General features: G+C 65.3%; 10 protein-coding genes. 1 reads left to right on the top strand and 9 read right to left on the bottom strand.

The genetic code is table 11. From position 1 onward, the window contains the following. Window positions 1–106: 106 nt before the first annotated feature. The gene (locus tag ACVIGB_RS37430; RefSeq protein ID WP_456749274.1) at window positions 107–544 is read right to left on the bottom strand and encodes an OsmC family protein; all 438 of its coding nucleotides are present in this window, start codon (window positions 542–544) and stop codon (window positions 107–109) included. An 82-nt stretch (window positions 545–626) separates the two neighbouring features. Further along, window positions 627–1,301, bottom strand: coding sequence for a TetR/AcrR family transcriptional regulator (locus ACVIGB_RS37425; RefSeq protein ID WP_092123472.1), 675 nt, complete (start codon window positions 1,299–1,301; stop codon window positions 627–629). A gap of 411 nt (window positions 1,302–1,712) precedes the next feature. Here ACVIGB_RS37425 and ACVIGB_RS37420 point away from each other — a divergent pair, with 411 nt between their 5' ends. After that, window positions 1,713–3,212 carry a hypothetical protein gene (locus ACVIGB_RS37420; RefSeq protein ID WP_456718908.1) on the top strand — a complete coding sequence of 500 codons (1,500 nt, stop codon included), beginning with the start codon at window positions 1,713–1,715 and terminating at the stop codon, window positions 3,210–3,212. Between the two features lie 368 nt (window positions 3,213–3,580). Here ACVIGB_RS37420 and ACVIGB_RS37415 read toward each other — a convergent pair whose 3' ends face one another. The 7 genes from ACVIGB_RS37415 to ACVIGB_RS37385 form a co-directional block, all read right to left on the bottom strand. After that, complete coding sequence (locus ACVIGB_RS37415) at window positions 3,581–3,994, bottom strand: DUF3052 domain-containing protein (protein WP_456718909.1); 414 nt, start codon at window positions 3,992–3,994, stop codon at window positions 3,581–3,583. Window positions 3,995–4,006: 12 nt separating this feature from the next. Further along, on the bottom strand, window positions 4,007–5,929 hold the full coding sequence (ftsH, locus tag ACVIGB_RS37410) for an ATP-dependent zinc metalloprotease FtsH (protein ID WP_092123466.1): 1,923 nt from the start codon (window positions 5,927–5,929) through the stop codon (window positions 4,007–4,009). A 259-nt stretch (window positions 5,930–6,188) separates the two neighbouring features. Continuing rightward, complete coding sequence (gene tilS / locus ACVIGB_RS37405; protein WP_456718910.1) at window positions 6,189–7,226, bottom strand: tRNA lysidine(34) synthetase TilS; 1,038 nt, start codon at window positions 7,224–7,226, stop codon at window positions 6,189–6,191. Window positions 7,227–7,274: 48 nt separating this feature from the next. Continuing rightward, a complete protein-coding gene (gene ybgF, locus ACVIGB_RS37400) occupies window positions 7,275–8,303 on the bottom strand; it encodes a tol-pal system protein YbgF (protein WP_456718911.1) in 1,029 nt (342 codons plus the stop codon). Window positions 8,304–8,551: 248 nt separating this feature from the next. Then, entirely contained in the window at window positions 8,552–9,046 is a 495-nt protein-coding gene (gene pal / locus ACVIGB_RS37395; protein ID WP_092123460.1) for a peptidoglycan-associated lipoprotein Pal, read from the bottom strand. Window positions 9,047–9,316: 270 nt separating this feature from the next. Then, complete coding sequence (locus tag ACVIGB_RS37390) at window positions 9,317–10,051, bottom strand: N-acyl amino acid synthase FeeM domain-containing protein (protein WP_092123458.1); 735 nt, start codon at window positions 10,049–10,051, stop codon at window positions 9,317–9,319. 168 nt (window positions 10,052–10,219) lie between these two features. Next, window positions 10,220–12,544, bottom strand: a complete 2,325-nt coding sequence (locus ACVIGB_RS37385; protein ID WP_456718912.1) for a putative bifunctional diguanylate cyclase/phosphodiesterase — start codon at window positions 12,542–12,544, stop codon at window positions 10,220–10,222. Between the last annotated feature and the right edge of the window lie 134 nt (window positions 12,545–12,678).

Genomic DNA, 12,678 nt, shown 5'->3' with positions numbered 1-12,678 from the left:
TCTCGTTTTGACGAGTTTTCTTCGCGCGAACCGGCGCCCATTTCGCTCGAAAACGCTCTAACCCGCCGCGCCGGGCTACGCATCAGCGTGGCCCCAAGGCTGCGCTTCAGACCGTCAGCCCTGCAAACGCCGCGTCGAGCGTGATCTTGGTGTTGAGCAGCTTCGACACCGGACATCCGGCCTTGGCCTTGCCCGCCAATTCCTGGAACGTTGCGTTATCGGCGCCCGGGATCTTCGCCGATAGCATCAGGTGCACGGCGGTGATGGCAAAGCCGTCGGCGACCTTCTCCAGGGTCACGTCGGCCTTGGTCTCCATGTGCTCGGCCGTGAGCTTGGCCTCGCCCAGGATCAACGACAGCGCCATCGTGAAGCAGGCGGCATGCGCCGCGCCGATCAGTTCTTCGGGGTTCGAGCCGGGCTTGCCCTCGAAGCGGCTGGCGAAGCCATAGGGGTAATCCGAGAGCGCGCCGCTCTTGGTCGAGATCGCGCCTTTGCCGTCCTTGATGCCACCCTGCCATTTGGCCGAACCATGAGTCGTCGTCATGCGTTGCTCCGTGAGATTGGTTGAACCCAGCCTCAACCTACAACGCCAATGCGACGGAAGTGTTCGCCGCGCAGCCGCGATCTCAGGCCCCGACCAGCGCCTTTGCCGGGGTCGTCGCCTGCACCACAAGACCACGGGCGCGCGCGTCCATCACGCCGACCGCGCGGAGCGCGAGCAGCGTCACGGTCTGCACCGCATCGCGCAGCTTGATCGGATCGTCGAGATTGGCCGGCGCCAGCGGGCCGACCAGCGCTTCGTGCAGCGCGCCGAGCAAGGCGGTGGCGGCCAGTCCCGTGTCCTGCGCCGGCAGATGTCCGGCGCGCACGGCGGCATCGATGCGCATGGCAAGCTCGCCGGAAATATCGCGGCGGCTGGCGAGGCGCGAGGCGGTGACGTCAACATCGACCGGCTCGGCCAGGATGCCCCAGGCCAGCTTGCGCTGCGACAGCACGTGGACCGCAATCGTCGTCACCGCGGCGGCCAGCGCCGATGACGGTCCGGGCGCGGCCTCTGCGGCGCGCCGGATCGCGGACAATTCGTCACGCGAGACTTCGGTGATCAATTCCGAGATCAGCTCGGCCTTCGACGGGAAATAGCGGTAGACGGTACCGGCCGCGACATTGGCCCGCACCGCGACGGGTGCGATCTGGACCGCCGCCATGCCGCCCGCCGCCGCCGCGTCGCGCGCAGCCGACAGGATGGCGCTGCGCCGGGCAGCCAGCCGTTTCACGACCTGATGAGTTCGCCGGTAGACCATGGCGTTCCGCCCCCCACCGTGTGCCCTGGCCGGCGCCCACCGGCAGAACACACGCGTCTTCAATGTTTTGAACGATTGATCCCGCAATCGTTTGAAGAAGTGAACAACTATTCAGACTGAATGACAAGCTGGAATTGTAAGGATTTTGCGACGGCCGCACGCCACCTCCGATCGAACTGGTGGCCGCTTCGGCCGACGGAAGCGCCAGGTGCCAACAGCACCCAGGTCCGGATCGGGCTTCCGATGGTAAATCGCGCACCAAGATGATTGCTCGAAATCGAGACATCCGATCTCGCGCGGACCCACCACATAGCGGTCGCATTTACCCGAATTTATCGGAAGCCGTGGTCGAGTGCGCCCAACGCCACGTGTGGCGTTGCCTCGATGTCCCCGGCCGAACCAAGAAAGCGCATGTCACTCTCCATCACCAGCAGCGTGGGCAGCCGTAGCGCGGTGCGAGGACTGCTGCCGCTGTGCGCCGCCGTGGGCGCCTATCTGTTCTATCTCTCTGCCGGTGAGATCCTGCTGCGCGATTCCGACACGGAGTGGCAGATCAAGGTCGGACAGTGGATCCTCGAACACGGCGCGATGCCGACATCAGACGTGTTCTCGTTCACCCGCTTCGGCGAGCCCTGGATCTCGAGCTCGTGGCTGTCGCAGGTGGCGTATGCCCTCGTGTACGGCGGCGATTGGGCCGGGCCGGTTATCCTGACGTCGATCGCAATCGGCGCGTCGGTCGCGATCTTCCTGCATCTGTTGAGCCCGTATTTCGATCCGGCGCGTGCACTCCTGATCGCGGCGCTGGCGCTGCTGCTGTCGACGATCCACTTCTTCGCGCGGCCGCATGTGCTGGCACTGCCGGTGCTGCTGGCGTTCATCGGCGGCCTGATGTCGGCCGCGGATCGCCGCACCCATCCGTCATGGTGGCTGCTGCCGCTGATGGCGTTGTGGGCCAATCTGCATGGCGGCTTCGTGCTCGGCCTGGCGCTGATCGGGCCGATCGGACTGGAGGCGGTGTGGAGCGCGGAGCCGAGCCGCCGCCGTCAACTCATCGTGCGATGGGGACTGTTCGGCGTCGCCGCGCTGGCCGCGAGCTGCGTGACGCCCTATGGCTGGAATAGCCTGCTGGGTGCGACCAAGATCCTCAGCCTCGGCAAGCTGCTGTCGATGATCGGCGAATGGCTGCCCGCGGATTTCAGCAAGCCCAGCTTCTTCGAAGCCACGCTGCTCGGCCTGATCGGCGTCATCTGCTATCGCGGGCTGACCCTGTCGGTGCCGCGGATCCTGTTGCTGCTCGGGCTGATCTGGATGGCGCTGAGCCATATCCGCAACATCGAGGTGTTCGCGTTCATCGCGCCGCTGGTGCTCGCCAAGCCGATATCAGAACAATGGGGAATGGCAGGCGTCCGCGCCGCCCGCTTCGAGGAAGGACGCGCCGTCCCCGTCGTCACGATCCTGGCTACTATCGCGATGGTGATCGGAGCGTGGGTGACGACGACGATGTTCGTCGCGCAGCACGAGTTCAAATTCCTGCCGGTGTTCTCGCCCGTTGCCGCGGTCGACGTCCTCCAGCAACACAAGGCGCAGCGCGTGTTCAGCACCGCGCCGTTCGGCGGCTACATGGTGAGCCGCGACATGAAGGTGTTCATCGACGGCCGCGCCGAGCTTTATGGCGAGCAATTCGTGCTCGACTATTACGCCGCGCTCGATGCCCGCGACGTCGGCCAGCTGCTGGACCTGCTCGACAAATACCGGATCGACGCCACGCTGCTGAGCTCGGACTCTCCGGCCGGAAACGCGCTGGACCACCTCAAGGGCTGGAAGAGGCTCTACAGGGACGACATCGCCGTCATCCATGTGCGGTCGGACGAGAAGGCCGGCGTGCCGGCGGCGGCTGAGGGCGCGAATTAGCCTGTGCCATTGCTTCGTCAAGAATCGCATGCCGCTTATCCCGTCATCCTGAGGTGCGAGCCTTGCGGTGCAATTGCGCCGCTGGGCGAGCCTCGAAGGATGCACGGCCCCGATCTCGCAGCCGGGCCGTTCATCCTTCGAGGCTCGCCGAAGTGGCTCGCACCTCAGGATGACGGGCCTACAGCGGAGCGCCGAGTTCAAGCGTCGTCGATCTCAGCCTTAATTCCCTGTCTGGAGCTCGCCGAAGCGATCCCAAGTCTTGCCGTTGAAGCGCACCAGCTGCATCTGGCCGACCGGCACATGGTCGGCCGGCGATGTGTTGACCTTGATGCGCCCCAACGGAGGCCAAGCCTGTTGCCGGGGCGATCTCAGCGCTTGCCGCGCTCTTTGACCGGAATCACGAATTTCAGACCCGACCACACCGCATCGACGGCGCAGACCTTGATGTCGACTAGGCCGGACGCGAGCCCGATCTCGCGCACCGCCCTGTCGTCAAGATCGGTCGCAACACCCGAGCTCTTCTTCGGCCACGACACCCAGATCATGCCGCGAGGTGCGATCGCCTCGCGGTAACGCTGCAGCTTGGCAGCGAGCCCCTTGGCCTCGGCCGCGAACAGATGCACGGCATCGAGCGGCGCCCGCACGGTCTTCGCGATCCGCAGATCGGCAGGCAGCCCGCCGACGATGTCGCCATAGGGAACGGACAATCCGTCGACAAAAATACAAAAGCCCGGCTTGAGGCCGAGCTTTTGCACAATCGGTTTGCCGGAAGTGCCGGCCATGGCAGGCGAGGCTTACGCCTGCGGCTGCGGCTCCATGCCGGTGTCCGGATCGGGACGCGGGCGGGGCTTGCCGGCCGGCGGCACGGCGGAGGCGCGCGGCGTCGACGGCTCCAGCACCGACTCGCGGTTGGGCTTCTTGCCCTTCAGCAGGTCGATGATCTCGTCGCCGGTCAGCGTCTCGAACTCGAGCAGGCCCTTGGCGAGCGCCTCGAGGTCTTGGCGCTTCTCGGTGAGGATCTTGGTCGCCTCGTTGTAGCCTTCCTCGACCAGACGCCGGATCTCGGAGTCGATCTTCTGGACCGTCGCCTCGGACGCATTCTGGGTGCGCGAGACCGACATGCCCAGGAACACCTCGTCCTGGTTCTCGCCATAGGACACGGTGCCGAGCTCTTCCGAGAGGCCCCAGCGCGTCACCATCATGCGGGCCAGGCGGGTTGCCTGCTCGATGTCGGAGGCGGCGCCCGAGGTCACCTTCTCGCGGCCGAAGATCAGCTCTTCCGCGACACGGCCACCCATCATGATGGCGAGGCGCGAGGTCATCTGCTCCAGCGACATCGACAGCTTGTCGCGCTCCGGCAGCTGCATCACCATGCCCAGCGCACGGCCGCGCGGAATGATGGTCGCCTTGTGGATCGGATCGGTCGCGACGACGTTGAGGCCAACGATGGCGTGGCCGCCCTCGTGATAGGCCGTCAGCAACTTCTCTTCCTCGGTCATGACGAGCGACTTGCGCTCGGCGCCCATCATCACCTTGTCCTTGGCCTCTTCGAACTCGGCCTGCGTCACCATCCGCTTGTTGCGGCGGGCGGCGGTCAGCGCAGCCTCGTTGACGAGGTTCATCAAGTCGGCGCCCGAGAAGCCCGGGGTGCCGCGCGCGATGGTCTTGAGGTTGATATCCGGCGCCAGCGGCACCTTGCGGACGTGAACCTTGAGGATCTGCTCGCGGCCGACGACGTCCGGATTCGGCACCACGACCTGACGGTCGAAGCGGCCCGGACGCAGCAGCGCGGGATCGAGCACGTCGGGACGGTTCGTCGCCGCGATCAGGATCACGCCTTCATTGGCCTCGAAGCCGTCCATCTCGACCAGCAACTGGTTCAGCGTCTGCTCGCGCTCGTCATTGCCGCCGCCGAGGCCGGCGCCGCGGTGACGGCCGACCGCGTCGATTTCGTCGATGAAGATGATGCAGGGCGCGTTCTTCTTGGCCTGCTCGAACATGTCGCGGACACGGCTCGCGCCGACGCCGACGAACATTTCAACGAAGTCAGAACCGGAGATCGTGAAGAACGGCACGTTGGCTTCACCCGCCACCGCGCGCGCGATCAGCGTCTTGCCGGTGCCGGGAGGGCCGACCAGCAGCACGCCGCGCGGAATGCGTCCGCCGAGCCGCTGGAACTTGCCGGGGTCGCGGAGGAATTCGACGATCTCCTGCAGATCCTGCTTGGCCTCGTCGACGCCCGCGACGTCCTCGAAGGTGACGCGGCCGTGCGCCTCGGTCAGCATCTTGGCGCGCGACTTGCCGAAGCCCATCGCCTTGCCGGCGCCGCCCTGCATCTGCCGCGACAGGAAGATCCAGACGCCGATCAGCGCGATGAACGGCAACCATGAGACGAGCAGCGAGACGAACCACGGCACGTTGTCGCCGGGCGCCTTCGCGGTGATCTGCACCTTGGCGTCATAGAGGCGCTTCACGAGCGACGGATCGCTCGGCGCGTAGGTCTGGAAGCTGGTGCCGTTGTTGAAGGTACCGTGAATCTCGGGCCCCTGAATCACGACGTCGCGGACATGGCCCTGATCGACTTCAGTGAGAAGCTGCGAGAACGAGATATCCGAGGACGACGAGCGCTGGCCAGGATTCTGGAAAAGCGTGAACAACGCCAGCAACAGCAGGACAATGATGACCCAGAGGGCGAAATTCCGCAGATTGGCGTTCATGGTCTTCCTTCGTGGTCGCGCGGATCGCGGCCTCTCTCTAATCCTTGGGCAGGCTCTGTGGGAATCCCCAGGGAATCCATCCCGTCGATGCCCTACAATCTAGGTGCCGCTGGGGTTGATGCCAAGGGAACCACGCACGACTATTTACCGCATCCTAGCCCGATTCCCGGTCAAAAAATGACGCGGAATCCGGTGTTTTTCCGGGGTGGTTAAGCCTCCTTGCCGGATTATGACAGCGGTTGAAACAATCGAACCCGGCTCAGCGGGAACGGGCCCGGCGAGGCGGCGCCGGGCTGATCCTGATACGGCCGGCGGCGACGCTGATGACCGCTCCGGCAAGCGTCTGTTTCAGCTTGGATTCGCGTTGTGCCGAGGGCCGACTGACTGCCTCATCGACCGCGGCGAGCAGGGTTTCGACCTTGCCGAGTTCGGCCGGCCCCTCATGTCCGGTGCGATCGATGGCGCGCTTGAGCAAGCGGAGGCGGATTTCGTCCGGCATCACCGCGAACAGTGCCGCGTCGAAGCCCGCATCGAGGTTATCCTCGCTTTTCATCGCAAGATAGCGCTCGGCGCCGTCGACGAGCACCTCCAGCGCGGCGTTGGCGCGCGCGATCCGCGCGGCGAGCCGTGCCAGGTTCCGCGCGTCGCCGCCCTCCTCCGCCAGCAGCGGCATCAGCGCGCGCAGCCGCGGTCGCGTGAAGGACGGATCGCGGTTGGTCGGATCGTCGGCAAACCCGATGCGCGCCTTCTTCAGCGTCGCGATCAACCGCGCCTTCGAGATATCGAGCAACGGTCGCGTCAGCATGATGCCGTCGCGCTCGGTCTCGCGCGCCATCGCCGAGAGACCCGCGACGCCACTGCCGCGCAGCATCCGCATCAACAGCGTCTCGGCCTGGTCGTCACGGGTGTGCGCGGTCACGATATGCGTCGCACCGTGCTTGCGCGCGGCTTGCGCGAGCAGGCCATAGCGCGCCTCACGCGCGGCTGCCGGCACGCCGGTGCTGGGCTTGGGCCCGCTCCAGCGCAAGGTGTGATGCGGCAGGTCGAGGCTTCGCGCCAGCCGCTTAACGTCGCGGGCCTCGCGGGCCGCTTCAGGACGCAGACCGTGATCGACGGTAACCGCCACCAGCCGCGGTCCCTGCGCCAGCGTGCGGCGCCAGCGCGCGGCCAGCCACATCAGCGCGACTGAATCGGGACCGCCCGACACCGCGAGCACGATCGCCGGCGCGCGCGCCAAGCCCGCGAACAGGCGCTTGGCGTCGCTTGCCGGGATGGCGGATTGGTCGTCGGGCATCATAGAACCAGCAGGTCGCGGCAAGGCCGGAGGCGGCCTCCCCCGGCTGGTTTAGCACTTCACGCGCTTCTGCTCGCGGTCAACCGCAGCCTTGACCCCGCCGGACGCGCGCGGGTACTTCCGCGAGATCTCGCCGAACGCGGCGCAGGCGGCTTCCTTTTCCTTCAGCGCCGCCAGCGACTGGCCGAGCCGCAGCAGCGCGTCGGGCGCCTTCGCGGACTTGTCGAATTTGGTGGTCACACCGAGGAAGGTTTCCGCAGCATCGCGATATTGCTGGCGCTGGAAATAGCTTTCGCCGAGCCAGTACTGCGAATCCGCCACCAGGGGATCGCTCGGATACTTGGTGGCGAAGTTCTTCATCGTCTCTTCGGCGAGCGCATAGTCCTTGCGCTGCATGTAGCCGATGCCGAGGTCGAACTCGTCCTTCGGCGTCGCCGACGGCGGCAATGTGGTCAGGGCCGCGCTCGCGCCGGGCGCCCGCTGCGGGCTCGTGTTGCCGAGATCGAGCGGCTCGCCCGCGCCGCGGCCGCCGGGCGCGCCGACCGCCGCGTCGTTCTGCATCGGCATCTGGCCGCCGCCACCGAGCACGCGCGGAGCGCCGGGGGCATTCGGATTCTGGGTCGGATCGAAGGCATCGCCGCGGCCACGGCGGCCGGGAGCCGCCGCCGCCGGCTCCTGCACGATCGGGGCGGGCGCTGCGATCTGCTGCTGGTCATAGCCGCCCTGCGGCTGCCGGCCGTATCCTTGCTGCGGCTGGCCCTGCGGCTGGGCGTAGCCCGGCTGCGCCTGCGGGTACCCCTGCTGCGCCGGCGGCACCGCCGCGACACCGGGCTGGGCCGCCGGAGGCTGTCCATTCGGGACAGGCGGCTGGCCGCCGAGCTGGCGCAGGCGCTCCTCGAGCTGGCGGTTGCGGTACTGCAGCTCCTCGTTCTGCCCGGTCAGTTGCCGCAGCTGGTTCTCCAGCCGCTCGATCCGCATCTCGGCATCGGAATCGTCGGATTGGGCAAACGCTGGTGCGGAAACGGCGAGCAGCGCCGCGATCGCCGCGGCGGAGGAAAGAAAATGAAGCCTGGATGACATTTTGCCCTGACGACGAGATCGACGTGAAAAGCGCGCGACTTTGAGGGACGGAGTACGCCAGAATTGTGACTTGCAGTTCAAATCTGGGACAGCGTCGCGGATACCGGTTTAGTACGGACGATGGAACAAGCAAGCGGCCAATTGCACGCAGCTTCGTTCATCTTGATGAAGCCGGGTCAGGCTTTCACGCGGCCAAAACAAAACCGGCGCCCGAAGGCGCCGGCTTGAAAAACCCATCCAGGATCGCGTCAGGAGCTGGCGTTCAGCACGGTGACGGCGCGGCGGTTCTGCGACCAGCAGGAGATGTCGTTACAGACCGCGACCGGGCGCTCCTTGCCGTAGGAGATGGTACGCATGCGGCTCGGATCGATGCCGCGCGAAGCGAGATAGGCGCGAACCGACTGGGCACGACGCGCACCGAGCGCGATGTTGTATTCGCGCGTGCCGCGCTCGTCGGCATGACCTTCGATGGTGAAGGAATAACGGTTGTAGGTCTGCAGCCACTGCGCCTGCTTGTCGAGGGTCGCTGTCGCCTGCGGGCTGAGATCGGTCTGATCGCTCTCAAAGAACACACGGTCGCCGACATTGACTACGAAATCCTGTTGGCTGCCCGGCGTCGCGGCGCCGCCGATCGCGCCATTGGCGTCCAGCGGGTTCTTGTTGGCACAGGCACCCATCGACAACGCCACCGCCAGAACCGCAGCCAGCTTCATACCCTGGAGGATACGCATCTGATGTTTCATTCCGGAGCCTCCACGCTCACGCTCTTCGTACTGTCCATTGGGTCTACAGGGCGATGGTTAAGCGAACGTTCCGTCAACCTTGACGAGACCTTGCTAGAGCCGATCAAATGCCAGGCAATGGCGAAAAGCGCCCCCGATGGTTAATGGGTGGCAAATGTGGCGCGATGGTGAAGGGAAGGCAAGGTTCGCTGGAACCGGCCGCTTTTGCAGGACAATTTGGCCCGCGCGCAACAGTCGATCGATGTCAGATTGATCAGAACGCCGGTTTGCTCAGGGATTCGGCACGATCGAGGCGCGCTCATACGGCCGGACGATACCGTCGGGCTGCAACTGGCCTTCCCGCTCAAACAACATCCGCCGCTCGAAGGCGCTCGAGCGCAGGAACGGATAGCGGGCGAGCACACGTTCCCGCACGGTCGGCAGATGCGACGCCATTAACCCGACCGGCTTCACTAGCCCCGGGTAGAGCCGCGGTTCCGACCAGGTCTCATGCAGGAACACACGCCGGTAGAACGCCATGTGCTCGGGCCGGACCGGCGCCAGGCCGTAATCGGCGTTGAAATGCACGCCCGCAGTCGAGCCGAGCCGCACCGTGACATAGGGCAGTTCCGGATTGTTCCGCGCCTTGTCGGGGTCCGCGACGAAGCGCGTCGAATCGATGAAGACCAGACCCTGATCGAGCTTCGGCAGCAGCACGTCGCCGAACACGTCGAGCGTCGGCGAGGAGCGCCACTCCGGTGTCGCCACGGTGATGCGGATCGAGCTGCAGAGCTCGCCTTGCAGATAGACGCCGAACACCCAGGCGTTCGGCGCATCGTCGAACTGATCGACGACGCGCTCGTCCGCCGAGGGCCGGATCGCGCCTTCGCGCAGATAGGCCCGGTAGCGAAGCCGGTAGATCTCGTCTTTCTGTTCGGGGGTCTGAGCGAGACGGTAGTCGACTTGATCCAGAGGGTCCGCAAGCCTTCCTGTCGCGGGCTTGATGGCTTCGGCCGCGGACCTCATATGGCACTCCCTGAAACACTCAACAACTTCAACGCGCGAGCCAAAAGATTAACAGCTTCTTAATTTTCGTCAAAGCAATCGCGGCAATACAGTTAACCTCTAACCGCAAGGGTGCATTTCGAGCGGTCGAAGGCTCCCACAACTATCGATTGAGGAAATTGCGCTAGCTCAAGCGATCGAGCGCGAGGGAACCACGTGCAGCTGGTCGTCGGCCCGACGGCCGTGCGAGGCGTTGAGCAGCTGGCGGATGCGCACCGCGGGAACCGGCCGGCTGAACAGGTATCCCTGTGCTTCGGTCACCGCGCCGTCGGCGCTGATCAGTTCGAGCTGCTCATTGGTCTCGATCCCCTCGACCACCACCGACATGCCGAGGTCCGCGGACAGCCGCGCCACGCCGCGCAGCAAGGTCAGCGGCCGATCGCTGTCGATGCCTTCGAGGAAGGAGCGGTCGATTTTGACCTTCTGCAGCGGGAAATTGTGCAAATAGCTGAGCGACGAGTAGCCGGTGCCGAAATCATCCAGCGAGATCCGCACGCCGAGCGAGCGCAGTTGCGACAGCACGTCGTGGGTCAGCTCAGTGTTGTGCAGCAGCGAGGATTCGGTGATCTCGATCTCGAGGCGCTGCGCCGGCAGACCGGAGACCTCGAGCGCGTAGCGGACCTCGCTCAGCACGTCGCGCTGATGGAACTGCTGCGGCGAGAAATTGACCGCGACGCTCACTGCCTCCGGCCACTTCATGCATTCCATGCAGGCCTTGCGCAGGATCCAGCGGCCGAGATCGACGATCAGGCCCATGTCCTCGGCGACCGGAATGATGTCGACTGGTGAGACCGTGCCGCGCGCCGGATGGTTCCAGCGCAGCAGCGCCTCGCAGGTCGAGACCTTGCCAGACTTCAGGTTGATCAGTGGCTGGTAGAACAGCTCGAATTCTTCGTTGGCGAGCGCCTTGCGCAGATCGAGCTCGAGGATGCGGCGGGCCTCGACAGTCTGGGCCATCTCGTCGCGGAAGAAGCAGAAGGTGCCGCGGCCGTCGGCCTTGGCACGGTAGAGCGCCATGTCGGCGTTCTTCAGCAGCGTGTCGGCGCCGACGCCGGGCGCAGTCATCGCGATGCCGACGCTGGCGCCGATCTCGACCAGATGGTTGTCGATCTTGTAGCGCTCGCTGAGGCGGTCGACGATGCGCCGCGCCAGCGCGGCGGCGTCCTCATGCGAATGGATGTTCTGCTGGAACACGACGAACTCGTCGCCGCCGAACCGGGCCACGAAATCCTCCGGACGCAGCATCTCGCGCAGCCGTTCGGCGACCGCGCAGAGCAGCTGGTCGCCGCAGGGATGGCCGAGCGTATCGTTGACCTGCTTGAACTGGTCGAGGTCGACGAACAGCAATGCGGAGCGATGGTCGCCGTGATGCATGGCGAGCAGCCGGCCGATCTCGTCGCGGAAATTGACGCGGTTGGGCAGCGCGGTCAGCTCGTCGTAGCGCGCGAGATGGCTGATCCTGGCCTCGGCGTCCTTGCGCTCGGTGATGTCCTCGACCAGCAAGACCGTGCCGCCGCCTGCCATCGGCTGGAACGTCCAGTCCAGCGAACGGTTCTGGGCCGGATCGGGGTCGCTGGTGACGATGTCGCCGCGCTGGGAGCTCTCGATCTCGTAGAGAATCTGTTGTGCGGCCGCGGCCGAGATCGCGCCGGACAGCACGCAGGCATTGCAGATGTCGGTCGCGCTGGCGCCGCGCTGCACGAAATCGTCGGACAGCTGCATCATCTCGATGAAGCGGTGGTTCATCACCGCAAGGCGTCCGTCGCCGCGAAACATGCACAGGCCGTGCGGCATGTTGTTCAGGGCGGTATCGAACTGGCCCGCCAGCGCCGCCTCGCGCTCCTTGGCGATCCAGGCGTTGACGTAGATGCGCTGCAGGCTGGAGGTGAGATGCCGGATGGCGCTGAAGAACACCAGGCTGAGCAGCGCAAGGGCGATGTGATAGGGACCGCCGACATACATCAGCGCCGCGATCAGGGGACCGATCGACATCAACAGATGCTGGTGGAAGATCTGCGGCCGGCCGAAGGTCCGCCCTACCCCCGCCGAGGTGTAGGCGACCACCGTGGTCACGCAAAGCATGTGCGCGGCGGCATCGCTGGTCGTGAGCAGCACGGCTGCGCCCCATAGGCCGAGCGTGATGCCGTAGGCGAGACTGCCGATCCGGTAGCGCTTTTCCCACGTCACGGACTCTTCGACGGTGAGACCGGAACTGCGCTGCTGATAGCGGTACATCTGCAGCGCGCGCGCCAGACCCACCACGATGAACAGCGGCACGCACAGCCAGGACAGCAGATTGCCGGTGACGAACGCAATCACGGCGCCCGCAATGGCGGGGCCGAAGGCGCCGAAGATCATGGGCGCGGGGTTCATGAACAGGGAATCGACCAGCGCCGCGGAGATCGTCGGCGACATCGACTGGTCCGGTTCTCCCGTCTGACTTGCAAACTGCATTGTGAGAGCGCGCGTCCTTTTCAGCTCGCACTCTTACTGATCGCAGGTGAAGTCTTTCTGAGGGAACATCGTTAGCGAGTCGTTGCCGCGATCTACTAGTAGCCGAAATTCGGCATAAGTTTCAGTGCGCTAGG

Source organism: Bradyrhizobium sp. USDA 4341, assembly GCF_054063755.1.
The sequence above is the reverse complement of the archived record's forward strand: the minus strand, read 5'-3'. Positions and strand labels throughout refer to the sequence as shown.